Source organism: Amycolatopsis sp. NPDC114505 (assembly GCF_055633615.1).
Genome location: NZ_JBVKDV010000002.1, coordinates 2,222,941 through 2,245,994, shown reverse-complemented (window position 1 = coordinate 2,245,994; position 23,054 = coordinate 2,222,941). Strand labels below are relative to the sequence as shown.

Annotated in this window: 23 protein-coding genes; 9 read left to right on the top strand and 14 right to left on the bottom strand. The window is 71.9% G+C overall.

The window, feature by feature from the left end; genetic code table 11:
• Positions 1–46 precede the first annotated feature (46 nt).
• The 3 genes from ACZ7OU_RS28445 to ACZ7OU_RS28435 all read left to right on the top strand — a co-directional run bounded on the left by ACZ7OU_RS28445 (position 47) and on the right by ACZ7OU_RS28435 (position 4,258).
• Positions 47–790 carry a sigma-70 family RNA polymerase sigma factor gene (locus ACZ7OU_RS28445; protein WP_470257475.1) on the top strand — a complete coding sequence of 248 codons (744 nt, stop codon included), beginning with the start codon at positions 47–49 and terminating at the stop codon, positions 788–790.
• 392 nt (positions 791–1,182) lie between these two features.
• Positions 1,183–2,355: a GAF domain-containing protein gene (locus ACZ7OU_RS28440; protein WP_470257474.1), complete on the top strand. Its 1,173-nt coding sequence runs from the start codon at positions 1,183–1,185 to the stop codon at positions 2,353–2,355.
• A gap of 88 nt (positions 2,356–2,443) precedes the next feature.
• A complete protein-coding gene (locus tag ACZ7OU_RS28435; protein ID WP_470257473.1) occupies positions 2,444–4,258 on the top strand; it encodes a flavin-containing monooxygenase in 1,815 nt (604 codons plus the stop codon).
• On the opposite strand, the gene ACZ7OU_RS28430 is transcribed toward ACZ7OU_RS28435, so the two are convergent.
• Genes ACZ7OU_RS28430 through ACZ7OU_RS28410 form a run of 5 tightly spaced genes read right to left on the bottom strand, consistent with a single transcriptional unit; the run spans position 4,255 to position 9,728 of the window.
• The gene (locus ACZ7OU_RS28430; protein ID WP_470257472.1) at positions 4,255–5,292 is read right to left on the bottom strand and encodes an acyl-CoA dehydrogenase family protein; all 1,038 of its coding nucleotides are present in this window, start codon (positions 5,290–5,292) and stop codon (positions 4,255–4,257) included. The two genes, ACZ7OU_RS28435 and ACZ7OU_RS28430, sit on opposite strands and share 4 nt — an antisense overlap.
• Entirely contained in the window at positions 5,289–6,224 is a 936-nt protein-coding gene (locus tag ACZ7OU_RS28425) for an acyl-CoA dehydrogenase family protein (RefSeq protein WP_470257471.1), read from the bottom strand. The genes ACZ7OU_RS28430 and ACZ7OU_RS28425 overlap by 4 nt, the downstream gene beginning before the upstream one ends.
• Positions 6,221–7,351 (bottom strand): acyl-CoA dehydrogenase family protein, encoded by a 1,131-nt coding sequence (locus ACZ7OU_RS28420; RefSeq protein WP_470257470.1) that lies wholly within the window; start codon positions 7,349–7,351, stop codon positions 6,221–6,223. Before ACZ7OU_RS28420 ends, ACZ7OU_RS28425 begins: the two co-directional genes overlap by 4 nt.
• The gene (locus ACZ7OU_RS28415; protein ID WP_470257469.1) at positions 7,351–8,199 is read right to left on the bottom strand and encodes an enoyl-CoA hydratase; all 849 of its coding nucleotides are present in this window, start codon (positions 8,197–8,199) and stop codon (positions 7,351–7,353) included. Before ACZ7OU_RS28415 ends, ACZ7OU_RS28420 begins: the two co-directional genes overlap by 1 nt.
• Positions 8,196–9,728 (bottom strand): FadD3 family acyl-CoA ligase, encoded by a 1,533-nt coding sequence (locus tag ACZ7OU_RS28410; RefSeq protein ID WP_470257468.1) that lies wholly within the window; start codon positions 9,726–9,728, stop codon positions 8,196–8,198. The genes ACZ7OU_RS28415 and ACZ7OU_RS28410 overlap by 4 nt, the downstream gene beginning before the upstream one ends.
• A gap of 82 nt (positions 9,729–9,810) precedes the next feature.
• Here ACZ7OU_RS28410 and ACZ7OU_RS28405 point away from each other — a divergent pair, with 82 nt between their 5' ends.
• From ACZ7OU_RS28405 to ACZ7OU_RS28390, 4 genes are all read left to right on the top strand, one after another.
• Positions 9,811–10,956, top strand: coding sequence for an acyl-CoA dehydrogenase family protein (locus tag ACZ7OU_RS28405; RefSeq protein WP_470257467.1), 1,146 nt, complete (start codon positions 9,811–9,813; stop codon positions 10,954–10,956).
• Positions 10,953–11,723 (top strand): SDR family oxidoreductase, encoded by a 771-nt coding sequence (locus ACZ7OU_RS28400; protein ID WP_470257466.1) that lies wholly within the window; start codon positions 10,953–10,955, stop codon positions 11,721–11,723. Before ACZ7OU_RS28405 ends, ACZ7OU_RS28400 begins: the two co-directional genes overlap by 4 nt.
• Before the next feature lie 8 nt (positions 11,724–11,731).
• Positions 11,732–12,886, top strand: coding sequence for an acetyl-CoA C-acetyltransferase (locus ACZ7OU_RS28395; protein WP_470257465.1), 1,155 nt, complete (start codon positions 11,732–11,734; stop codon positions 12,884–12,886).
• Positions 12,887–13,151: 265 nt separating this feature from the next.
• On the top strand, positions 13,152–13,454 hold the full coding sequence (locus tag ACZ7OU_RS28390; protein ID WP_470257464.1) for a hypothetical protein: 303 nt from the start codon (positions 13,152–13,154) through the stop codon (positions 13,452–13,454).
• Between the two features lie 45 nt (positions 13,455–13,499).
• On the opposite strand, the gene fgd is transcribed toward ACZ7OU_RS28390, so the two are convergent.
• From fgd to ACZ7OU_RS28350, 8 genes are all read right to left on the bottom strand, one after another.
• Positions 13,500–14,504 carry a glucose-6-phosphate dehydrogenase (coenzyme-F420) gene (gene fgd, locus ACZ7OU_RS28385; RefSeq protein ID WP_470257463.1) on the bottom strand — a complete coding sequence of 335 codons (1,005 nt, stop codon included), beginning with the start codon at positions 14,502–14,504 and terminating at the stop codon, positions 13,500–13,502.
• A gap of 2 nt (positions 14,505–14,506) precedes the next feature.
• Positions 14,507–15,562 (bottom strand): NAD(P)H-dependent flavin oxidoreductase, encoded by a 1,056-nt coding sequence (locus ACZ7OU_RS28380; RefSeq protein WP_470257462.1) that lies wholly within the window; start codon positions 15,560–15,562, stop codon positions 14,507–14,509.
• The gene (locus ACZ7OU_RS28375) at positions 15,559–16,290 is read right to left on the bottom strand and encodes a CoA-transferase subunit beta (protein WP_470257461.1); all 732 of its coding nucleotides are present in this window, start codon (positions 16,288–16,290) and stop codon (positions 15,559–15,561) included. The genes ACZ7OU_RS28380 and ACZ7OU_RS28375 overlap by 4 nt, the downstream gene beginning before the upstream one ends.
• The gene (locus ACZ7OU_RS28370; RefSeq protein ID WP_470257460.1) at positions 16,287–17,150 is read right to left on the bottom strand and encodes a CoA transferase subunit A; all 864 of its coding nucleotides are present in this window, start codon (positions 17,148–17,150) and stop codon (positions 16,287–16,289) included. Before ACZ7OU_RS28370 ends, ACZ7OU_RS28375 begins: the two co-directional genes overlap by 4 nt.
• Positions 17,140–17,880 carry an enoyl-CoA hydratase family protein gene (locus ACZ7OU_RS28365; RefSeq protein WP_470257459.1) on the bottom strand — a complete coding sequence of 247 codons (741 nt, stop codon included), beginning with the start codon at positions 17,878–17,880 and terminating at the stop codon, positions 17,140–17,142. The genes ACZ7OU_RS28370 and ACZ7OU_RS28365 overlap by 11 nt, the downstream gene beginning before the upstream one ends.
• Positions 17,880–18,758, bottom strand: a complete 879-nt coding sequence (locus ACZ7OU_RS28360; protein WP_470257458.1) for an SDR family oxidoreductase — start codon at positions 18,756–18,758, stop codon at positions 17,880–17,882. Before ACZ7OU_RS28360 ends, ACZ7OU_RS28365 begins: the two co-directional genes overlap by 1 nt.
• The gene (locus ACZ7OU_RS28355; protein ID WP_470257457.1) at positions 18,755–19,522 is read right to left on the bottom strand and encodes an SDR family oxidoreductase; all 768 of its coding nucleotides are present in this window, start codon (positions 19,520–19,522) and stop codon (positions 18,755–18,757) included. The genes ACZ7OU_RS28360 and ACZ7OU_RS28355 overlap by 4 nt, the downstream gene beginning before the upstream one ends.
• A 702-nt stretch (positions 19,523–20,224) precedes the next feature.
• Positions 20,225–20,626: a winged helix-turn-helix transcriptional regulator gene (locus ACZ7OU_RS28350; RefSeq protein ID WP_470257456.1), complete on the bottom strand. Its 402-nt coding sequence runs from the start codon at positions 20,624–20,626 to the stop codon at positions 20,225–20,227.
• Positions 20,627–20,743: 117 nt separating this feature from the next.
• Between ACZ7OU_RS28350 and ACZ7OU_RS28345 the strand changes: the two genes are divergently transcribed.
• Positions 20,744–21,592, top strand: a complete 849-nt coding sequence (locus ACZ7OU_RS28345; RefSeq protein WP_470257455.1) for an SDR family oxidoreductase — start codon at positions 20,744–20,746, stop codon at positions 21,590–21,592.
• 43 nt (positions 21,593–21,635) lie between these two features.
• On the top strand, positions 21,636–21,884 hold the full coding sequence (locus ACZ7OU_RS28340) for a hypothetical protein (RefSeq protein WP_470257454.1): 249 nt from the start codon (positions 21,636–21,638) through the stop codon (positions 21,882–21,884).
• Between the two features lie 4 nt (positions 21,885–21,888).
• On the opposite strand, the gene ACZ7OU_RS28335 is transcribed toward ACZ7OU_RS28340, so the two are convergent.
• Positions 21,889–23,022 carry a PucR-like N-terminal domain-containing protein gene (locus tag ACZ7OU_RS28335; protein WP_470257453.1) on the bottom strand — a complete coding sequence of 378 codons (1,134 nt, stop codon included), beginning with the start codon at positions 23,020–23,022 and terminating at the stop codon, positions 21,889–21,891.
• Between the last annotated feature and the right edge of the window lie 32 nt (positions 23,023–23,054).

Sequence of the window (23,054 nt, the reverse complement as noted above, 5' to 3'; positions counted from 1 at the left end):
TGCCGTACCTCTTACTTTGGGTGCCAGCGGGTCGCGGAGAGTGACGATGAGGAACGCCGACGAGGAGCCGCCGGACGCCGTGCTGCTCGCCGCCCTCCGCGCCGGTGACCTCGACGCGGGCGGCGCTCTGTTCCGCCGGCACGCCGAACCGTTGCGCCGCACCGCGGCGGCGTGGGCGAGGCAGCCCGCGGAGCGCGACGACCTGGTGGCCGAGACGTTCGCCCGCGTGCTGGCCGTCGTGCACGCGGGCGGCGGGCCGGACGGCGACCTGCGGCCGTACCTCGTGGTGACGCTGCGGAACCTGGTGTCGCGGTGGGGCCGGCAGCGCAGCCGGGTCGAGCTGTGCGAAACGGTCCCCGAGACGCTGTCGAGCGGCGCCGACGAGCTGGCCCTGCACCGGTCGAACGAGAAGCTCGTGTGGTCGGCGTACTGCACGCTGCCCGGCCGGTGGCGGACGGTGCTCTGGCGGACCGAGGCCGAGGGCGACACGCCGACGGAGGCGGCGCCGCTGCTGGGCCTGACGCCGAACAGCGTGTCGGCGCTGGCGATGCGGGCGCGGGAGGGGTTGCGCCAGGCGTACCTGCAGGTCCAGGTGCCCGACGCCGAGGAACCGGTCTGTCGCGAGCCCCGCCGTCGCATGGGGGCGTGGGTCCGGGGAGCGTTGTCCCCGCGCCGGGCGAGCGTGGTCGCCGACCACATCGCGGGCTGCGGCTCGTGCCGCACGGTCGCCACGGGCCTGGACGAGGCCAACCGCGAGCTCCCCGGCGCGGCGGCCCGCCTCACCGGCTGACCCGCAGGCAGGCTCAGCCGCCGTGTCGTCCGCCCAGGTACGCGTGTCGTCCATGCAGGTACGCGAGTCGGCCGCCCAAGCACACGTGTCGTCCGTCCAAGCACGCGAGTCGTCCGCCCAAGCACACGTGTCGTCCGCCCAAGCACACGTGTCGTCCGTCCAAGCACGCGAGTCGTCCGCCCAAGCACACGTGTCGTCCGTCCAAGCACGCGAGTCGTCCGCCCAAGCACGTGTCGTCCGTGCAGGCACGCGTGTCGTCCATCCAGGCACGCGAGTCGGCCGCCTGGGTACGCGAGTCGTCCATGCAGGTACTCGGGTCCTCCGGAGGTTGCGGGAAGGTTGCCCCACCCCCACTCCCCCGGGTTACCGTGAAGCCGGCCCAGGAGGTGGCGGTGGACGACGATGTCTGCGCGGTCCGGCCCGGCACCGATGTCGCCGGGCATGCTCGGCTGCTCGCCGGTATCCACGATGCCGTCCTCGCCGGGCGGGCGCCTCGGAGCGCTCCGCGACGGCTCGTCGAACGCTCGTGGCGGCGGGTCGCCGCGCAGGGCGTCGACCCCGATCGGCCGCCCGCGCCCGACCCCCTGAACACCGCCGAGGTCGAACGGCGGCGGACCGGCTGCCGGATCGGTGAAGTCCTTCCCGAACTCCGCGGTGCGCTGACGTCGGTCGCCGAAGACGCGCACCACCTGATGGTCGTCACCGATGCCGACGGCGTCGTCCTCTGGCGTGAAGGCGCGCGCGGGGTGCGGCACCGCGCCGACTCGCTCGGCTTCACCGAGGGGGCCACCTGGTCGGAGCCCGCCATCGGCAGCAACGCGATCGGGACGGCGCTGGCCGAAGCCGCCCCCGTGCAGATGTTCGCCGCCGAGCACTTCGTGCGCTCGCACCACGCCTGGGCCTGCACCGCCTACCCCGTGCACGACCCGCGGACCGGCGAACTGCTCGGGATCGTCGACGTCAGCGGACCGGCCGAGACCGTCCACCCGATGACCGTCGCCCTGGTCGGGACGTCGGTGCGGCTGGCCGAGGCCGTCCTGCGCCAACGGCACGAGATGCGGCTCGAAGCGCTGCGCCGGCTGTCCGGCCACCTGCTGAGCACGACCGGGCTCGTCGTCGACGACCACGGCTGGGTCGCCGCCCAGCGCGGCGTCTCCGGGATCGACCGCGTCGCCGCGCCCCGGCCCGGCGTGCCCGTCGCGGTCCGCGGCGTCGGGGCGTGCGAGCCCGAGCCGGTGCCTGGCGGCTGGCTGCTGCGGCCGAGCCACCGCGAAACCCTGCGGCTCACCCTCGAGCTCGACCCGCCGCGCGCGATCGTCGAAGGCTCGGCGCGGTGGACGCACCCGCTGGGCCGGCGGCAGGCCGACCTGCTGCGGCTGATCGCGACCGCGGGACCGGCCGGGGTGTCGGCGGCGCAGCTGTCGGAGACGCTCTACGGCGACCGGACGCACCTCGTGACCGTCCGCGCGGAGCTGTCACGGCTGCGCAAGCTGGTCGGCGGGCTGCTGCTCGCCCGCCCGTACCGGATCGCGCCCGGCGTCGAAGTCGTGCTGATGCAACCTTGAGGCAACCCTTCCGCCGACCCCGCCCGCCGGGGTTGGCTGCCGGGAACGCGCCGCCGACGACGACGGTGCCCGAGACGGGGAGGTCCGCATGACCCAGACCCTCGAACCGGCCGCGGCCGTCGATGCCCGGCAGCGCGTCGAAGGCTGGCTCGCCGACTTCGAGGCCGCGCTCGCGGCCCGGGACGCCGACCGGGCCGCCGCCCTCTTCGCGACGACGTCGTTCTGGCGCGACCTGATCGCGTTCACCTGGAACCTCAAGACCGTCGAAAACCGCGACGGCGTCAAGGACCTGCTCCTCGCGACGATGGACACCGCCGACGCGACCGGCTTCCACGCCACCGAGGAGCCGACCGAAGCGAACGGCATCGTCGAGGCGTGGATCGGGTTCGAGACGGCGGCCGGACGCGGACGCGGACACCTGCGGCTGAACGACGAAGGCGCGTTCACCTTCCTCACGACGCTCTACGAGCTGAAGGGCCACGAGGAGCCACTCGGCACGACCCGGCCGAAGGGTGCCGAGCACGGCGTCAACCGCGAGCGCGTCACGTGGTCCGAAGCGCGGCAGGCGGAAGCGGACGAACTGGGCACCACGCGGCAGCCGTACGTCGTCGTCATCGGCGGCGGCCAGGGCGGGATCGCGCTCGGCGCCCGGCTGCGCCAGCTCGGCGTGGACCACGTCGTCGTCGACCGGTACGCGCGCCCGGGCGACCAGTGGCGCGGCCGCTACAAGTCGCTGTGCCTGCACGACCCCGTCTGGTACGACCACCTGCCCTACCTCGACTTCCCGCGCACCTGGCCGGTCTTCGCGCCCAAGGACAAGATCGCCGACTGGCTCGAGATGTACACGAAGGTCATGGAGGTCAACTACTGGTCGTCGACGACCTGCCAAAGCGCCTCCTACGACGAAGAAGCGAAGGAATGGACGGTCGTCCTCGACCGCGACGGCGAAGAAGTCACCCTCAAGCCGAAGCAGCTGGTCCTCGCGACGGGCATGTCGGGCAAGCCGAACGTGCCCGAACTGCCCGGCCAGGACCGCTTCCGCGGCGAGCAGCACCACAGCTCCCAGCACCCCGGGCCGGACGCCTACCGCGGCAAGAAAGCCGTGATCGTCGGCTCCAACAACTCCGCCTTCGACATCTGCGGCGCCCTGTGGGAAGCCGGCGCCGACGTCACCATGATCCAGCGCAGCTCGACGCACATCGTGAAGTCGGACTCGCTGATGGACCTCGGGCTCGGTGACCTGTACTCGGAACGCGCGCTCGCCGCGGGGATGACGACGCAGAAGGCCGACCTGACGTTCGCCTCGCTCCCCTACCGGATCATGCACACCTTCCAGCAGCCGGTGTACGCCGCGATCAAAGAACGCGACCAGGAGTTCTACGACCGCCTCGAAGCCGCCGGCTTCCGGCACGACTGGGGCGACGACGACTCCGGCCTCTTCATGAAGTACCTGCGGCGCGGGTCGGGCTACTACATCGACGTCGGTTCGGCGGACCTGGTGGCCGACGGCCAGGTCAAGCTCGCCCACGGCCAGGTCACCGAGCTGACCGAGACGTCGGTGAAGCTCGACGACGGCACCGAGCTGGAAGCCGACCTCGTCGTCTACGCGACCGGCTACGGCTCGATGAACGGCTGGGCCGCCGACCTGATCAGCCAGGAGGTCGCGGACAAGGTCGGCAAGGTCTGGGGCCTGGGCTCGGAGACGACGAAGGACCCGGGCCCGTGGGAGGGCGAGCAGCGGAACATGTGGAAGCCCACCCAGCAGGACGGGCTGTGGTTCCACGGCGGGAACCTGCACCAGTCCCGGCACTACTCGCTCTACCTGGCGCTGCAGCTGAAGGCCCGCGCGGAAGGCATCCCGACGCCGGTCTACGGACTGCAGGAGCGGCACCACCTGTCCTAGGACGACAGCGCGCTCACGGGATCGCCGAACAGCCACGCGGTCCCGTGGGCGCGCTTGAAGTACAGGTGCGCGTCGTGCTCCCACGTGATCGCGATGCCGCCGTGGAGCTGGATCATCTCCGCCGCCGCGTGGGAAAACGCTTCACTGCACACGACTTTCGCGGTCGTCACGGCTTCGGCGTCACCGTCCACGAGTGCCGCGTACAGCGCCGACCGGGCCGCCTCGACGTGGACGTGCACGTCGGCCATCCGGTGCTTCAGCGCCTGGAATGACCCGATCGGACGGCCGAACTGACGACGCTGTTTCGTGTACTCCACCGTCAGTTCCAGTGCGCGGGCCGCCGCGCCGACCTGTTCGGCGGCGACGGCGACGACCGCCGTGTCCCGCAGTTTCCCCAGGTCGAAGCCGTCGGTGTCGAGGCGCCGCGCCGGGGTCGACGCGCACTCCACCACCGCCAGCCGGCGGGTCGGGTCCAGGGTCGTGACGCGCTCCCGGCCGACGCCGTCGAGGGACACCTCGAACAGGCCGACGCCGTCGGACGTCCGGGCCACGGCCAGCAGGACGTCAGCGAGGTCGCCGTCGAGGACGTAGTGGGCGCGGCCGTCGAGGCCGGAGTCCGACGCGGTCAAGCCCGGCGACCAGGCTTCGTCGGCCCAGGCCAGCGCGGCGAGGGTCGTGCCCGCGGCGATGCCCGGCAGCAGCCGCTCGCAGGCTTCGTCGTTTCCGGTGCCGAGCACCGCGAAGCCGCCCAGCACGGCGGAGCCGAGCATCGGGGCGGGGGTGAGCGTGCGGCCCAGCTCTTCCAGGACCACGCACGCCTCGGCCAGGCCGGCGCCCGCGCCGCCGTGGTGCTCGGGGATCGCGAGGGCGGCGACGCCGATCTGCTCGCACAGCGTCGACCAGAGCTTGTCGTCGTACCCGAGCGGCGACTCCATGGCGGCCCGCACGGCCTCCGGGCCCGAGCGGCGGGTCAGCAGGGACCGCACCGCGTCCCGCAGTGCTTGCGCTTCCTCGGTTTCCAGGGGATCGGTCATCGCAGCCCCGCCAGGACGCGCGCGCGGTGGAACGACCCGGTTCCCCAGGCCCCGGCCAGTGCCCGCACCTTCGTCAGCCGCAGGCCGAGGTCGTGTTCGGCGGTGTAGCCGATGGCGCCGTGCACCTGGAGGGCCGTGCGCGCCGCGAGGTACGCGGCGTCGCCCGCCATGACCTTCGCCGCCGAGACGTCCCGGGCGAACGTGTCCCCGGCGACGGCGGCGCCGTACAGCAGCGGCCGGGCGAGTTCGAGCTGCGTCACGACGTCGGCCAGCAGGTGCTTGACCGCCTGGTATTCGCCGATGGCGCGGCCGTACTGACTGCGCTGCCGCGCGTAGGCGACGGAGGCGTCGAGGAGCCACTGGCCCGCGCCGAGCAGCTGCGCGGACACGGCCAGGACACCCCGGTCGAACGCGATCGGGTCGGCGGCGGTGGGCCGGGTGGTCCCGGTGATCCGGAACAGCCGCCGGGCCGGGTCGACCGACCGGATCAGCTCGGTCCCGACGTCGGTGACCTCGCCTTCGTTGAGGTCGAGGACCACTCCGGCGACGTCGGCGTCCAGGGCGAGCGGGACTTCCGGCGGCGAGACGACCGTGGCCAGGAGGTCACCGCCGGCGAGCGCGGCCAGCCGGTCACCGGTCAGCACGGACGGCGCGACGGCGGCCGTCTCGACCAGCGGGCCGGGCACGGCGTGATAGCCGAGCGCTTCGAAGGCGACCACGAGGTCGACCGCGGAACCGCCGAGCCCGCCGTGCTCCTCGTCGACCAGCAGGGCGGGGACGCCGAGGTCGGCCAGTGAGCGCAGCAGTTTCAGGCCGCGCTCGGGCGACCCCGCGGCCCAGGCGCGCGCGACCGCGGCGGTGTCGGCGCCGCCGAGTAGATCGTGCAGGGACGCGGAGAACTGGCGCTGCTCCGGGGACAGCTGGAACCTCATCGGCGCGCCTCCCTCGGCAGCTTCAGCAGCCGTTCGGCGATCGTGTTGCGCTGGATCTGGTCGGTGCCGCCGTAGATCGGGCCGGCGAGGGAGAACAGGTAGCCGTCGACCCAGTCCCGGTCGGTCTCGGCGGCCGGGCCGAGCACGTCCAGGGCCGTCTCGTGCAGCGAGACGTCCAGGTGCGACCAGAACAGCTTGTTCACACTGGACTCCGGGCCCAGCTCACCGCCGTCGGCGAGGCGGCTCACGGTGCCGAACGTGTAGAGCTGGTAGGCACGGGCGCCGATCCAGGCGTCGGCGACCCGGTCCTGAGTGGACGGTGGCGAGTCCTGCGAGCGCCACAGATCCACGAGCCGGGACGCCGCGGCGAGGAACCGGCCGGGGCTGCGCAGGGACAGGCCGCGCTCGTTGTTCGCCGTCGTCATCGCGACCCGCCAGCCCTGCCCCACCTCGCCGATCACGTCCTCGTCGGGCACGAAGACGTCGTCGAAGAAGATCTCCGCGAAGCCGGGTTCGCCGTCCAGCTGCGGGATCGGCCGGACCGTGACGCCGTCGGCACGCAGGTCGGCCATGAAGTACGTCAGCCCATGGTGCCGCTGCGCGTCAGGATCGGTGCGGAACAGCCCGAACGCGCGATCGGCGAAGGACGCTCGCGAACTCCACGTCTTCTGACCGGAAATCCGCCAGCCGCCGTCGGTCCGCACCGCCGTGCTGCGCAACGCCGCGATGTCGCTGCCCGCCTCGGGTTCCGACCACGCCTGCGCCCACACTTCGTCACCGCGGGCCATCGCGGGCAGGATCCGGTCACGCTGCTCCTGCGTACCGTGGGCGAACAGCGTCGGGCCCAGCATGAAGATCCCGTTCTGGCTCACCCGCCCCGGCGCGCCGGAGGCGTAGTACTCCTCCTCGAACAGCAGCCACTGCAGCATCGACGCGTCCCGGCCGTGGTACTCGCGCGGCCACGACACGACCGACCACCGCGCTTCGGCGAGTTCGGCCTCCCACTCGCGGTGGGCCTCGAAGCCTTCGGCGGTGTCCATCGACGGCAACGTCCGCACATGCGAAGTCAGCCACGCGCGCGCTTCGTCGCGGAAGGCCGCGGACGCCTCGTCGATGTCGAGGTCCATCAAGCCTCCTTGTTCGCGTCGCGCATGGACCGCGCGGACTGCCCGCCGAGCGAGTCTTCCGACGTCTCCGCGTTGTGCGCGTGCGCGAGGTGGTGCAGCCCGAACACGGAGTCCATTCCGGACCGCAGGCCCATCAGGTCTTCGGCCTGGTTGACGGCCTTCTTCGCCAGCGCGAGCCCGAACTGCGGCATCCCGCCGATCTTCTCGGCGAGCTCCAGGGTGTGCTGCTCCAGCTCGGCGCGCGGGACGATCCGGGTGATCATCCCCCATTCCTTCGCCTGCTGGACCGTGAAGCGTTCACCGGTGAACAGCACTTCCTTCGCGGCGCGCGGCCCGAGCACCCATGGGTGCGCGAAGTACTCGACACCCGGAATGCCCATGCGCACCACCGGGTCGGCGAAGAACGCGTCGTCGGACGCCACGATCAGATCGCACACCCACGCCAGCATCAGCCCGCCGGCGATGCAGGCCCCCTGGATGCTCGCGATCATCGGCTTCGGGATCTCCCGCCAGCGACGGCACATGCCCAGGTAGACCTCGGATTCGCGGGCGAACCGCTGGTCGCCGCCGGCGCGGTCGGTGTGGTCCCACCACAGCACCGAGCGCCGGTCGAAACTGACGTCCACATCGCGTCCCGGGGTGCCGATGTCGTGCCCGGCGGAGAAGTGCTTGCCCGCCCCCGCCAGCACGATCACCTTGACCTCGGCGTCGTTCACCGCGCGCGCGAAGGCGTCGTCGAGGGCGTAGGTCATCGCCGAGTTCTGGGCGTTGCGGTAGTCGGGCCGGTTCATGGTGACCACGGCGACCGGCCCGCGGCGCTCGTAGCGGACGACGTCGGCTTCGCTCATGCCTTCTCCTCACTGAGCAGCCGCTTCAGCACCTTGCCGGAAGCGTTGCGGGGCAGCGCGTCCAGGAACGCGACGGACCGCGGGGTCTTGTAGTTGGCGAGCCGCTCGCGGCAGAACGCGAGGACGGCGTCTTCGGTCAGGCCGGTGCCGACGACGAAGGCCTTGCCGACCTCGCCGAGCCGCTCGTCCGGGACGCCGATCACGGCGACGTCGCGGACGCCCGCCAGCTCGGTCAGGGCGTGCTCGACCTCGGCCGGGTAGACGTTGAAGCCGCCGCAGATGTACATGTCCTTGAGCCGGCCGGTGAGCGTGAGGTTGCCCGCGTCGTCGAGCTCGCCGACGTCGCCGGTGTGCAGCCAGCCGTCGTCATCGATGGCTTTCGCCGTGGCCTCGGGCTCCTCGAGGTAGCCGAGCATCACGTTCGGGCCCCGCAGGACCACTTCGCCGGGCGACCCCTGGATCGCGACCTCGAACCCCGCGGTCGCGCGGCCGGACGTCTTCGCGACGAGCTCCGCGTCGTCGCCGGGGCGGCACATCGTCACGACCACGGCTTCGGTGAGGCCGTACGCGGTCAGGACGATGTCGAAGCCCAGCTCGGAGCGCATGCGCCGGACGAGCGACGCCGGCACGTCGGCGGCGCCGGTGACCGCGAGCCGCAGCGAGGACAGGTCGCCGCGGTCCGGCTCGTGCAGCAGGGACTGGAAGATCGTCGGCGCGCCCGGCAGCACCGAGATCCGTTCCCGTTCGATCACGTCCAGCGCGGCACGCACGTCGAACACCGCCTGCGGCACGATCGTCGCGCCGGTCAGCAGGCCGACGACGATCCCGGCCTTGTAGCCGAAGCTGTGGAAGAACGGGTTGATCACCAGGTACCGGTCGTCGGCGGTGACCTGGCCGCAGTCCGCCCAGGCGGTGGCGACCCCGACCACCTGCCGGTGGGCCGACAGCACGCCCTTCGAGCGGCCGGAGGTGCCCGAGGTGAACAGGATGTCGCTGACGTCGTCCGGCTCGACCGCGTCCGCGCGCGCCTCGGCTTCCTCGAGAGGCACCTTCTCGGCTTCCGCGAGGAACTCGTCCCAGCCGAGCGCGTCCCCGACCGGCCGGTGCGGCTGGTCCAGGGCGACCCGGACGACCGTGGCCAGGTCGGGCAGGTCCACGCCGGTCGCGACGATCGCCGCGTGACGGTCGGTGCCGAGGAAGTCGGCCGCCACGACCAGGGCTTTCGCTCGGCTGCGGACGAGCAGGTCCACGGTCTCGGCGGCGGTGAACCGGGTGTTGACCGGCACCAGGGTCGCGCCCGCGTAGAGCGCGCCGAGCGCCGTCAGGACCCAGTGGTGGGTGTTGGGGAGCGTGATCGCGACGCGGTCGCCGGGCCGGAGACCGCGGGCGAGGAAGGCCCGCGCGACCGACTGAACACGTTCCAGAAGGTCGTCGAAACCGAGCCGGAGCGGGCCGTCGACCAGCGCCTCCGCCGAACCGAACTTCGCGGCGGCATCGCGGACGACGGCCGGGATCGTGGTCTGACCCACCACACCCTCCTCTGGACCGACAAACTAGAACGTGTTCTCATTACCCTAGGTCCCGGACCGGCCCGGCAGCAAGGAGGCGAGCGTGGAACCGACACGATTCCGCCGCGAGTTCGCGGGCTGGCTCGCGGACAACCTGACCGGCGAGTTCGCCGCGGTGCGCGGTCTCGGCGGGCCGGGACGCGAGCACGAGGCGTTCGACCTGCGCCTGGCCTGGGAACGCCACCTGGCCTCGGCCGGCTGGACGTGCGTCGGCTGGCCGGTCGAGCACGGCGGGCGCGGCCTGTCGCTCGACGAGCAGGTCGCCTTCCACGAGGAGTACGCGGCCTCGGGCGCGCCCGCGCGCGTCAACCACATCGGCGAGCAGCTGCTGGGACCGACGCTCATCGCCTTCGGCACGCCCGAACAGCGAAAACGCTTCCTGCCCCAGATCGTCGCCGTCGAAGAGCTGTGGTGCCAGGGCTACTCCGAGCCCGGCGCCGGTTCGGACCTCGCCGCCGTCTCGACGTCGGCGGTGCTGCGCGACGGCGACTGGGTGGTCAACGGGCAGAAGATCTGGACGTCGCTGGCCCACGTGGCCGACTGGTGCTTCGTCGTGGCGCGCACCGAACCGGGGTCGCAGCGCCACCACGGCCTGTCGTACCTCCTGGTGCCGCTGAACCAGGACGGCGTCACCGTGCGGCCGATCCAGCAGCTGACCGGGACGTCGGAGTTCAACGAAGTCTTCTTCGACGACGCCCGCACGCCCGCCGGCCTGGTCGTCGGCGAGCCAGGCGATGGCTGGAAGATCGCCATGGCGACACTCGGCTTCGAACGCGGCGTCTCGACGCTCGGCCAGCAGATCGGCTTCCGGCGCGAGCTCGACGACATCGTCGCCGAGGCGAAGCGGACCGGCACCTACGACGACCCGCTGCTGCGGACCGACCTCACGCGCGCCCGGATCGGCCTGCGGGTCCTGCGCGCGCACGCTCTCCGCACCCTCGGCCGGCCCGCCGGGCCCGAAGTCGCCGTCGGGAAGCTGCTCTGGGCGCAGTGGCACCGCGGGCTGGGTGAGCTGGCGATGCGGGCCCGCGGCGCGCGGTCGCTGGTCGCCGGCGGTACCGAACTGGACGACGCCCAGCGGCTGTACCTGTTCACCCGCGCCGACACGATCTACGGCGGTTCGGACGAGATCGAGCGGAACATCATCGCCGAGCGCGTGCTCGGCCTGCCCCGGGAGGCGCGACCGTGATCCCCGAGTACCCACCCGGCCACGACCTGCTGTCCGGCAAGGTCGTCGTGGTCACCGCCGCGGCCGGCACCGGCATCGGCTCGGCTGTCGCTCGCCGGTGCCTCGAAGAGGGCGCGAGTGTCGTCATCTCCGACTGGCACGAACGGCGCCTCGGCGAGAAGGCGGCCGAGCTGGCCGAACTCGGGAAGGTGCACGCGCTCCCCTGCGACGTCACGAAGGAAGAGCAGGTCCAGGCGCTGATCGACGGCGCGGTGGACCACTTCGGACGGCTCGACGTGCTGGTCAACAACGCCGGGCTGGGCGGCACGAAGTCCGTGCTCGACATGGCCGACGAAGAGTGGTCGCGCGTTCTCGACATCACGCTCACCGGGACTTTCCGCTGTACGCGGGCGGCGCTGCGGCAGTTCGTCGCCCAGGGCGGCGGCGGGGCGATCGTCAACAACGCGTCGGTGATCGGCTGGCGCGCCCAAGCCGGGCAGGCGCACTACGCCGCCGCGAAAGCCGGAGTGATGGCGCTGACCCGGTGTTCGGCCCTCGACGCCGCCGAGCACGGCGTCCGGATCAACGCCGTCGCGCCGAGCCTGGCCATGCATCCCTTCCTCGCCAAGGTGACCAGCGACGAACTCCTGGAAGACCTTACGAAACGGGAGGCGTTCGGCCGGGCCGCCGAGCCGTGGGAGGTCGCCAATGTCATGGTCTTCCTCGCCAGCGACTACGCGAGCTACCTCACCGGCGAAGTCGTCTCCGTCTCCAGCCAGCACCCCTAGGAGCTCCCGTGCCCGAAGCCTTCCTCCTCGACGCGGTCCGCACGCCCGTGGGCCGGCGCGGTGGCGCGCTGTCCGGGTGGCACTCCGCCGACCTCGGGGCGCACGTCATCAAGGCGGTCGTCGAGCGCGCGGGCGTCGACCCGGACCTCGTCGACGACGTCATCCTCGGCTGCACGGACACCCTGGGCCCGCAGTCGGGCAACATCGCGCGCACGGCGTGGCTCGCGGCCGGGTTCCCGGACCACGTGCCCGGCGTGACGATCGACCGGCAGTGCGGGTCGAGCCAGCAGGCTGTGCACTTCGCCGCGCAGGCGGTCATGTCGGGCACTCAGGACCTCGTGCTGGCCGGCGGCGTGCAGAACATGAGCCGCATCCCGATCAGCGCGGCGATGCTGGCCGGGCGCGAGTACGGCTTCGACGACCCGTTCTCCGGCTCGAAGGGCTGGCAGGAGCGCTACGGCAGTGTCGAGGTGTCGCAGTTCCGCAGCGCCGACATGATCGCGGCGCACTGGGACATCACGCGCGAGGCGATGGAGGAGTACGCGTTCCGCAGCCACCAGCGGGCTCTCGCGGCCATCGACTCCGGACGGTTCGACGCGGAGATCACGCCGGTCGACGGCTTCAGGCAGGACGAAGGCCCGCGCCGGGACACGTCGTTGGAGCGCATGCGCGGGCTCAAGCCGTTGGCTCCGGAGTCCCGCTTGACGGCGGCGGTGGCCAGCCAGATCTCCGACGGCGCGAGTGCGGCACTCGTCGCGTCGGAAGCGTTCGTGAAGGAGCACAACCTGACGCCGCGAGCCCGCATCCACCACCTGTCGGTCCGCGCGGCGGACCCGGTGTGGATGCTGACCGGCCCGATCCCGGCGACGTCCCACGCGCTCCGGAAAACCGGGCTCGCGATCGAGGACATCGACCTGTTCGAGGTCAACGAGGCGTTCGCCAGCGTGGTCCTGGCGTGGCTGGACGAAACGGGCGCGGACCCGTCGCGGGTCAACGTCAACGGCGGCGGCATCGCCCTCGGTCACCCCATCGGGGCAACCGGGACGAAGCTCCTCGCGACGCTCCTGCACGAACTGGAGCGCCGCGAGGGTCGTTACGGGCTGCAGACGATGTGCGAAGGCGGCGGAACCGCCAACGTCACCATCATCGAACGCCTTTCCTGAGCGGACCACAGCGAAGCCGGCTTGTGCGCGACCGTCGTGGTGCAGCCCGGTTCCGACGGGGCCGCGCTGCTCGCCTCGGTCCGGCAGCGGCCTGGCCGGCGACCTCGGCGGACTGCGGCTCGGCGGCGACGTCCTTTCCTGAGCCGTCCGGATGCGGCCAGTGGCCGCGGTTGACCGTGTTCCCGAGGGGAGAAGTGGATCTACGGTCGAGCCGAATCCGACGATGCGCGGCGCCTGCGGTGCCGCGCGACCAGGGGAGAACTCGATGAAACGCATCGGCATGCTGGGTGTCACCGCGCTCTTCGGAGCGTCGTTGTTCGCGCTCGGCACGGGGACGGCGTCCGCCGATCCCTACGACTGCACGGTCACGCATCCCGCGGCGAAGAGCGCGGCGGCCGTGTGCACCAACGGCACCGGCGAGTACCGCGCCTGGACCCACTGCGCCTCCACGTGGGCCATCGACTACGACCGCACGGGCCCGTGGGTCCGCGTCGGGAAGACCAGCACGGCCGTCTGCAACGTCTACAAGGGCGACCGGGCGGTGAAGTCCACCGTCGAGGTGCACTGAGCCGTGATCGCCCGGCCGGCGCCGCCGGCCGGGCGATCCGCGGGCTCAGCCCAGGGCGCGCAGCTTCGGCAGCACGTCCTCGGAGAACTGGCTCAGGAAGCGCTCCTGGTCGTGGCCCGGGCCGTGGAAGACCAGGTGGTTGAGCCCCGCGTCCAGGTACGGCTTGATCTGCGCCACGGCCTCGTCCGGGTCCGACGCCACGATCCAGCGCTTGGCGACCTGCTCGATCGGCAGCTCGTCGGCCAGCCGCTCCATCTCGTCGGCCGAGGTGACGCTGTGCTTCTGCTCCGCCGACAGCGACAGCGGCGCCCAGAAGCGGGTGTTCTCCAGCGCCTTCTCGTGGTCGCGGTCGTACGACAGCTTGATCTCGATGGTCCGGTCGACGTCGTCGGCGTTCTTCTCCGCCGCCTTCGCGCCCTCGACCACCGCGGGCATCAGCTTCTCCGTGTAGAGGTCCATGCCCTTGCCCGAGGTGCAGATGAACCCGTCACCGGAGCGACCCGCGTACTTGGCCACCACCGGGCCGCCGGCGGCGATGTACACCGGGACCGGCTGCTCCGGGCGGTCATAGATGCGCGCGTCGACGAGCTTGTAGTACTCGCCGTCGAAGTTCACGTTGTCGCTGGTCCACAGCTCGCGCATCAGCTTGACCGACTCGCGCAGCCGGGCGAAGCGCTCCTTGAACTCCGGCCATTCGCGCCCGGAGACGGCGATCTCGTTCAGCGCCTCGCCGGTCCCGACCCCGAGGATCACGCGGCCGCCGGACAGCAGCGACATCGTCGCGAACGCCTGCGCGATCACCGCCGGGTTGTACCGGAACGTCGGGGTCAGCACGCTCGTGCCGATCTGGACCCGCTTGGTGCGCTCGGCGACCGCCGGCATCCAGGCCAGCGCCCAGGGGGCGTGCCCGCCTTCGTGCCGCCAGGGCAGGAAGTGGTCGGACACCCAGACCGAGTCGAGGCCGACCTCTTCGGCACGCACCGCGTACTCGACCAGGTCCCGCGGTCCGAACTGCTCCGCCGACGCCTTGTAACCGACCTTGAGCGCCACGCTCATCCTCCCGTTTCCCGGCCGAGACGGCGAAGGATTTCACCTGCCTCGGCCACTGTGCCCCCGACGATCTCGGCCACCGTGGGCAGGTCGTGGATCATGCCCACCACCTGTCCCGACGCTAGCACTCCCGCGTCCGTCCGGCCTTCGACCAGCCCCGCCCGCAACAGCATCGGGGTGTTGGCCGCCATGACCAGCTGACTCCAGGTCAGATCATTGCCGTGCTTCATCGCGAAGCCTTCTTTGACCATCGCAACCGGGGACAGTCCGGTGATATTCCGGAAGCGGAGGGCGTTTCTCGCGGCCTGGGCGAGCCCGCGGAGCCGGCCGGTGTGCTCGAGCTTCTCGACGAGGTCGGTGCGCAGCACGCGGTGCGGCAGGCCGTCGACGCGCCGGGTCACGACCGTCCCGGTGAGACCCTGCTCGAGGTAGACGCGCTTGACGTCGTCGGGGACCGTGCTCTCCTTGCTCAGCAGGAACCGGGTGCCCATCGCCACGCCCGCCGCGCCGTAGGACAGCGCCGCGGCGAGCCCGCGTCCGTCGAAGAACCCGCCGGCGGCGACGACCGGGATGTCGACGGCGTCCAGCACGGACGGCAGCAGCAGCGTGGTCGCCACTCCCCCGGTGTGCCCGCCGCCTTCGCCGCCCTGGACGATGACGGCGTCCGCGCCCCAGGCCGCGACCTTCTCGGCGTGGCGGGCGGCGCCGATGGACGGGATGACGACGATCCCGTGGTCACGCAGCTTCGCGATCATCTCCTGACGCGGCGCGAGCGCGAACGACGCCACCTTGACGCCCTCGCGGATCAGCAGGTCGACGCGGTCGCCGGCGTCGGCCGCGTCGGCGCGCAGGTTGACGCCGAACGGTTTGTCCGTGCGCTTCTTGACCTCGTCGATCGCGGCTTCCAGTTCGAGGTAGGTCATGGTGGCCGACGCCAGGATGCCGAGCGCGCCCGCCTCGGCCGTCGCCGAGACGAGCCGCGGGCCGGCGACCCAGCCCATCCCGGTCTGCACGACCGGGTGCTCGACCCCGGCGAGCTCGGTCAGCGCGGTCTTCACGCCGGGACTTCCTTGTCGCGCAGGCTCTTCGGGTCGACGACCTCGCGGATGAGCCGCAGCTCTTCGTCCGTGGGCTCGCGGCTGGTGACCGCGCTGCCGAAGTCGATTTCGAACGTCGTCGCCGCCGCGACCTCGTCCCGGGTGACGCCGGGGTGCAGCGACACCGCCCGCATCGAGTGGTCGGGCGTGGCGAAGTCGAACACGCCGAGGTTGGTGACGACCCGGTGGACGTCGTGGAACTTCTCGGCGGACGGGCCCGCCTTGGCCGCGTTGTCGTAGCCCACGCCCGAAACGACGTCCACGGTGTCCACGAAGACCCGCGACGAGTGCCTCGGCACCCAGTAGCTGGTGCGGTGGTTGACGGTGTTGCCCGGCGCGCCGCGCACGCCGAGCAGCTGCTTCTTCGGTCGCGCGTGGTCGCCGATGGCAGAGATGTTCTGGTTGCCGTACCGGTCGACCTGGTTCGCGCCCATCACGACGTGCCGCCGTCCGTGCGGGACGATCGTGTCGAGCATCTTCCGGAACGGCTGCCAGCCTTCGACGACGCCGTCCGTGGTGACCAGGTACGCCTCGCCGTCGGACATCAGCAGGTCGGGTTCGAACGTCAGCCGCGCGAGCTTCGCGCCGAGCTGCGGGACCAGGCCCATCGGGCTGACGACGATCTCGCCGTCGCCGCGGAACAGCTCGGCCACCGCCACGACGGCGATCTCGGCCCGGGTCGCGCTCATGCCGCCTCCGCCTCGAACTTGTCCACTTCGGACAGATACCGCTCGTCGCCGCCGGAGAGGAACCGGTCCACGAACCCCGGCCACGCGTCCAGGTCCTTCGCGCAGGACGCGTAGTGGCGCTGGAACCGTTCGTCGCGGCCGTAGTCCGGCACCGCGGTGGTGAAGTGCGCGCCGCGCGGCGACTCGACGACGCCGTCGACCGCGCCCCGGTTGAGCAGGAGGGACTGCACCGGCCCGCCCGCCATCAAGTCCGGTGTCTCGACGACTTTTTCGACCGAGACGAACCTCTTCGAAGCGGCCAGGCAGAACAAGTCGTCGAAGTACGGGTCCGGGCCGAGGTACTGGGCGTTGCCGCGGGCGTCGGCGCGGTTGAGGTGCACGAGCGCGACGTCGAGGTGCTGCGCCGGGACGGCGACCAGTTCCTCGCCGTCGGCATACGGCGAGCGCACGGTCCGCAGGTCCGGATTGGCGCGCATCACCTCCGAGCCGAGCCCGGCCCGCATCGGGAGGAACGGAAGCCGTTGCGCCGCCGCGGAAAGCGCGGCGCCGAACATACCCTCGTCGTACTCGGTGACGGCGATCGCGCCGGTCTCGCGGGCGCGGCCGAACCACGGGTCGAACGGGATCGAGTCGAGCGTGACGAACCCGAAGACGACGCGTTTCACCTTGCCGGCCGCGCAGAGCAGGCCGACGTCGGGACCGCCGTAGGAGACCACGGTCAGGTCCTTCACGGGCGTGCGGAGGATCGCGCGGACCAGCGCCATCGGCTTGCGCCGGGAGCCCCAGCCGCCGATGCCGAGCGTCATGCCGTCGCGGAGCTCCGCCGCGACGTCGTCGGCGGTCGTGCGCTTATCGGCCATTCAAGAACTCCTCGCGGGCTTCGTCGGACGCGCCGAGCAGGTTGAGCTCGAAGGTGAAGCCCTGCTCGAACCGGTAGCTGCGGTGCACCTGCTGGGTGTCGATGCCGTTCAGGGCCTCTTTCGCCGCCCGGATCACCCGCGGATCCTTCTTCGCGATGTCGCGGGCGATGGCCAGCGCGGCGTCGTCCAGCTCCGCGCGCGGCACGACCTGGTAGACCGAGCCGTGGGTGTGCAGCTCAGCGGCGGTGATGGTGCGCGCGGTGAAGTAGAGGGTGCGCATGAGGTGCTGCGGGACCAGCCGGGCGAGGTGGGTCGCCGCGCCGAGCGCGCCGCGTTCGACCTCCGGGACGCCGAAGGTGGCGTCGTCGGAGGCGATGACGACGTCGGCGTTGCCGGCCAGCCCGATCCCGCCGCCGAGGCAGAAGCCGTGCACCGCGGCGACGACCGGCACCGCGCAGTCGTAGACGGCGCCGAAAGCCGCGTAGCAGCCCTTGTTCGCGCCGACGAGCGCGTCGTAGCCGGCGCTGCGCTGGATCTCCTTGATGTCGACGCCGGCGTTGAAGCCGCGGCCTTCCGCGCGGAGCACGACGACGTGGACGTCCGGGTCCTTCCCGGCCTTCAGGATGGCCTCGGCCAGGTCGAACCAACCCCGCACGGGCAGCGCGTTGACCGGCGGGAAGTCGACCGTGACGACCTCGACGTGGCCGTCGCGCTTGGTCAGGATGCCCATCAGCTCGCTCCGTAGACGGGTTCGGGCTCGGGCGCGCGCTCGAGCAGGTCCTTCACCACCGGGCCGAGTTCGGCCGGATCCCAGCGTTCGCCCTTGTCGACAGCAGGGCCGTGGCGCCACGCCTGCGCGAGGGACACCTTCCCGCCCTCGACCTCGAAGACGCGGCCGGTGACGTGCGCGGACTCCTCGCTGCCCAGCCAGACGACCAGCGGCGAGACGTTCTCCGGCGCCATCGCGTCGAACCCGTCGTCCGGACGCGCCATCGACGCGAACACCGCCTCGGTCATCCGGGTCCGCGCGGCCGGCGCGATGGCGTTCACGGTCACCCCGTAGCGCGCCAGCTCGGCCGCCGCCACGACGGTCAGCCCGGCGATCCCCGCCTTCGCCGCCGAATAGTTGCCCTGGCCGACGCTGCCCAGCAACCCGGCACCGGAGCTCGTGTTGATGACGCGCGCGCTCGGGGTGCGCCCGGCTTTCGCCTCGGCCCGCCAATGGTCGGCGGCGTGCCGCAGGGGCGCGAAATGTCCCTTCAAGTGGACGCGGACGACCGCGTCCCACTCGTCCTCGCCGAGGTTGACCAGCATCCGGTCGCGGACGAACCCGGCGTTGTTGACCAGCACGTCCAGGCGGCCGAAGGTCTCCAGCGCCGTGGCGATCAGCTGTTCCGCCCCGGCCCAGTCGGCGATGTCGGAGGTGTTCGCGACGGCTTTCCCGCCCAGCGCTTCGATCTCGGCGACGACTTCCGCGGTCGCGTCCCCGTCGACGTCGTTCACCACCACGGGCGCGCCCTCGGCGGCGAAGGCGAGCGCGTGGGCCCGTCCGATGCCGCGGCCGGCGCCGGTCACCACGACCACGCGGTCCTGGCACAACCTGCTCACGAATCCTCCCGTTGGTTGACGTCGGCCGCGGCGAGGAACGCCGGGACCTCACCGCCGCCGTGGACGCGCAGGGTCGCGCCGGAGACGTAGGAAGCCAGGCCCGAGGCCAGGAACGCGGCGCAGGCGCCCACTTCCTCGGGTTCGGCGAGCCGGCCGAGCGGGACGGTCTTGCCGACCGCTTCGATGGCGGCTTCGCTGCCGTAGTGCAGGTGGGCCTGCTCGGTGCGCACCATGCCGACGTCGAGCGCGTTGACCCGCACCCGGGGCGCCCACTCGACGGCGAGGCTGGCGGTGAGGTTGTCGAGCCCGGCCTTCGCGGCACCGTAAGCGGCGGTGCCGGGCGAGGCGCGGGTGCCGCTGACGCTGGAGATCATCACGATGGAGCCGCCGCCGTCCTGGCGCTGCATGACGGCGTTGGCTCGTTGCGAGACCAGGAGCGGGGCGAGCAGGTTGAGCTGGACGATCTTGTCGTGCAGCCGCGGTGAGGCGTCGGCCGCCGGTGCGTAGGGGGCGCCGCCGGCGTTGTTGACGACGACGTCGAGGCGGCCGTGTTTTTCGACGATGCCGTCGATGAGTGCGGTGACCTGGGCTTCGTCACGGACGTCGCACTGGACGAAGTCGGCTTTCGTGGGTGCCTCGTGGCGCGCGCAGACGACGACGTGGGCGCCGTGGGCGAGGAACACGTCGGCGATGCCCTTGCCCACGCCGCGGACGCCGCCGGTCACCAGCACCACGGTGCCCGTCAGGCCGAGATCGGTCTTCACGCGTCCAAAACTAGAACACGTTCCAACTTTGGGCAAGGACGGTGAGGCTGGGATCATGAGCGCGTGAACTCGCTGCGCGGCGACGGCCTCACCGGCTTCCTCCCTCCGCCGATGCCCGACGCGGCCTGGGTGCTCAACGCGATGTACGAGTAAGGGCCGTCGGACACGACTCATCACGAACACCACCAGGCACGCCTGGCAGACAGCGGCGTCCGACCGCTGGTCGCGGGCATCGACCTCGAAGCCGTGACGATCACTTCGGGCGGCGGGCCGGGCCAGGCCGAACACCCGGATCCCGGCTGGCGGCGGCCGCGCTGTGCGGAACGCACCGGCGACCCCGCTGTTCCGGAGGGACTGCTGCTCGGCCACCGAAGTTCCCCTCGGCCAGGAGAGACGGCAGCTGCCCGCTCGACATCATCCCGCCCACCGAGGGAAGCCCGACCAGGCAACGTGGACACGACTGACCGGCGTCCTCGACGAACACGGTCCCGCCGATCCGGCAACCCCGTGCCTGGCCCGCTTCAGCTCGGCGATGCTCGGGTTCCACGCCCCCGAGAAACTCGTCGGACGCGACCGAGGACCGCTCGTGGTGCCTGGGCACCGACTACGACCTGTGGGGCACCAAGGTCGTCGGCCCGCCGGCACTGATCGAGGCGCTGCTGACCGACCCCGAGATCGAAGCGCTCCGGCTGCCCTGAGGAGTCAGTCCCGCTTCGCGGCGTCGTACCTCGTGTTGGCTTCCATGACCTCGGGCATCTGACCCTCGACGTCCTGGATGAGGGCCAGCAGCAGGGCCGCGGTGCGGCGGCCGCGCGGTGTCAGGCTGTACTCGACCTTCGGGGGGATCGTCGGCTGGGCTTCGCGGTGCACGAATCCGTCGCGCTCGAGGGCCTGCAGGGTCTGCGCGAGCATCTTCTCGCTCACTCCGGACACGCGGCGGCGCAGGGCGTTGAACCGGAGCGTGCCGTCGTCGAGCGCGACCATCGCCAGGATCCCCCACCGGCCGGTGACGTGCTCGAGCGTCGCCCGGGACGTGCACGCCTGCGCGAACACGTCGAACACCACCTGCCCGTGCTCGTCCAGCCACTCCGGCGCCTCGCTCATGCCGTCAACGGTACCTCGCCGGTCGCGGAAACCCAGGTGAGGATGCTCACCAAGAGTTTGCACTTTCTCAAAGTTAGTACACTCTGTCGGTAAGCAGTCCAAAGCGAGGAGAAGCAGATGATCGTCGTCACCGGTGCCACGGGCCAGCTCGGCCGCCTGGTCGTGGAAGGCCTGCTGAAGAAGGGCGCTGACGTCGTCGCGGCCGTGCGCGACCCGGAGAAGGCCGCGGAGTTCGCCGCGCGGGGTGTCCAGGTCCGGCGCGCCGACTACGACGAACCCGCGAGCCTCGCCACGGCGTTCGCCGACGCGGACAAGGTGCTGCTGATCTCGAGCAGCACACCCGGGGGACGGCTCGCCCAGCACGAAGCCGTCGTGACGGCCGCCCGCGAGGCCGGGGTCGGCCACCTCGCCTACACGAGCGTCCTGGCCGCCGACACGACGAAGCTGTCGCTCGCGCCGGACCACAAGGCGACCGAGGAGCTCATCCGCGCGTCGGGCGTGCCGTTCACGTTCCTGCGCAACGGCTGGTACACCGAGAACTACGCGCAGACGATCGCCCAGGCGCTCGCCGTCGGGTCGTTCGCCGGTGCGGCGGGCGAAGGGCGGCTGGGCGCGGTCCCGCGGATCGACTTCGCGGAAGCGGCCGTCGAGGTCCTGACCGGCGAAGGCCACGAAGGCCGGGTTTACGAGCTGGCCGCCGACGAGCCGTTCACCTACGCCGACCTCGCCGCCGCCGTCACGGCCGCGTCCGGCACACCGGTCACCTACCAGGACCTGCCGGTCGAGCAGTACCGGAAGGTCCTCGTCGGCGCCGGCCTGCCCGAGCCGGTCGCGGCCATGCTGGCCGACGCCGACCGCGGCATCGCCGACGGCGAGCTGGCCTCGACGTCCGGCGACCTGAGCCGCCTCATCGGCCGCCCGACGACGTCCTTGGCCGAAGCCGTCATCCCGCTCGTCAAGAACTGAGCTGACGGTTCCGCGGACGGCGTCCGCCGGGACTCCCCAGGCTGTGCCGGGTGGAGCCGCTGACCGCGCACGGCACCTGGTCCGGGCGGCCGGCGCCTCGGCCCGGTCCCCGCTGCAGGTCGCGATGGCCGAGCGGTACCTGGTGCTGTGCGCCATCGGCCTCGGCCGGCCGGAGGCGGGACTGGTCGCGTGGCGGCTGCTCACCCGGTCCCGGACCGACCCGGTTCGGGCCGCTGTCGGTGTCCTGGAACGCCGTGCTCGCGCCCGGCCGGCGGACCTCCGGCCGGCCTGACGGGTCACGTGCCGCGGGCGCGCAGGGCCGAGGCGCGCAACGCGGCCTGCATCGCGAAGCGCGCCTCGGGATCGTCCAAGCGCTCCCCGAAAGCCTGCTTCAGCTGACGCACGCGGTACCGGACCGTCTGCGGGTGCACCGACAGGTCCACCGCGATCTTCTCCGAATTGCCGCCGTTCTCCAGCCACGACAGCAAAGTCTCGCCGAGGCGGCGCCGCGTGCGGTCCGGGAACTGCGTCAGCGGGGCCAGTTCCTGCCGGGCCACCTGGTCGGCCAGTGGCGAGTCGCAGAGCAGCCACAGCGTCGTCAGGTGCTCCGCGCACCACGTCACCGGGGCGTCCGGCAACGCGCCGTCGACCACCAGCCGCAACGTCGTCCGCGCCCAGCGCAGGGAATGCGATGACTCCGCCGGGGCGACGGGCGGGCCCACCGCGGCCCGGACGCCGAGGGAAGCGAGGAACCGCGGGTCGACCGGCGCGGGCACCAGCAGGTACGGCCGCGGCGGTTCGAGGTCCGCCAGGACGTCGAGGTCCCAGCACGGCGCGACCGCGGACTCCAGCACCACCGCCGCCACCTCGCCGGGCACCGGCCAGCCGGCGGCCACCGCCAGTTCGGCGAGGACGGCGTCCGTCACCGCCACCGGGCCGGTCACCAGCCGCAGCAGGCGACGGCGCAGGCCCGCCCGCGTCCCGTCGAGCTCCGCCTGCGCCTCGCGGTGCCCGCGGATCGACATCCGCGCCAGCTCGTCCGCGTAGCCGAACAGCATCTCAGCGAGGCGCGCCATCACCGCCGACGACAGCCGGTGGCGGCGGCCCAGCCGCATGATCCAGCGCCAGCCCGCGCGCGTGCCGACGCGGTACGCCACCTGGAGGTCGTCGAGCGTCCGGCCCTCGTACGCCTCGCCCGCGCCGAGGCGGCGGCACGTCTCGTACAGCCGATCCCTTGGCGCGAGCGGATCCTCGACCAGATCGACGAAGAGCGCCACCGCGCACTCGACGCCGTGGCGGGTGACGCGGCCGTGCCGGGCGTACACCGGGACCTCGCGCCACACCTCCCGGACGATCCAGTCCACCAGCGCCGGCAGGGCCGGGCGCATCAGGGCGGCCAGTTCCGTGCGCCCGAACACCTCTCCCGTCACCGGGACTTGCTGCCGAGCTTGGTCGCCGGACA

Excerpts from the sequence above, each read along its gene's own strand:
- ACZ7OU_RS28365 (WP_470257459.1), bottom strand. The coding sequence starts at position 17,880 with ATGGGCATCCTGACCAAGCGCGACGGCCACGTCGAGGTCGTCACGGTC.
- ACZ7OU_RS28430 (WP_470257472.1), bottom strand. The coding sequence starts at position 5,292 with ATGACCGATCCCCTGGAAACCGAGGAAGCGCAAGCACTGCGGGACGCG.
- ACZ7OU_RS28390 (WP_470257464.1), top strand. The coding sequence starts at position 13,152 with ATGAAACGCATCGGCATGCTGGGTGTCACCGCGCTCTTCGGAGCGTCG.
- ACZ7OU_RS28445 (WP_470257475.1), top strand. The coding sequence starts at position 47 with ATGAGGAACGCCGACGAGGAGCCGCCGGACGCCGTGCTGCTCGCCGCC.
- ACZ7OU_RS28350 (WP_470257456.1), bottom strand. The coding sequence starts at position 20,626 with ATGAGCGAGGCGCCGGAGTGGCTGGACGAGCACGGGCAGGTGGTGTTC.
- ACZ7OU_RS28345 (WP_470257455.1), top strand. The coding sequence starts at position 20,744 with ATGATCGTCGTCACCGGTGCCACGGGCCAGCTCGGCCGCCTGGTCGTG.
- ACZ7OU_RS28420 (WP_470257470.1), bottom strand. The coding sequence starts at position 7,351 with ATGGACCTCGACATCGACGAGGCGTCCGCGGCCTTCCGCGACGAAGCG.
- ACZ7OU_RS28375 (WP_470257461.1), bottom strand. The coding sequence starts at position 16,290 with ATGAGCGCGACCCGGGCCGAGATCGCCGTCGTGGCGGTGGCCGAGCTG.
- ACZ7OU_RS28425 (WP_470257471.1), bottom strand. The coding sequence starts at position 6,224 with ATGAGGTTCCAGCTGTCCCCGGAGCAGCGCCAGTTCTCCGCGTCCCTG.
- ACZ7OU_RS28435 (WP_470257473.1), top strand. The coding sequence starts at position 2,444 with ATGACCCAGACCCTCGAACCGGCCGCGGCCGTCGATGCCCGGCAGCGC.
- ACZ7OU_RS28370 (WP_470257460.1), bottom strand. The coding sequence starts at position 17,150 with ATGGCCGATAAGCGCACGACCGCCGACGACGTCGCGGCGGAGCTCCGC.
- ACZ7OU_RS28415 (WP_470257469.1), bottom strand. The coding sequence starts at position 8,199 with ATGAGCGAAGCCGACGTCGTCCGCTACGAGCGCCGCGGGCCGGTCGCC.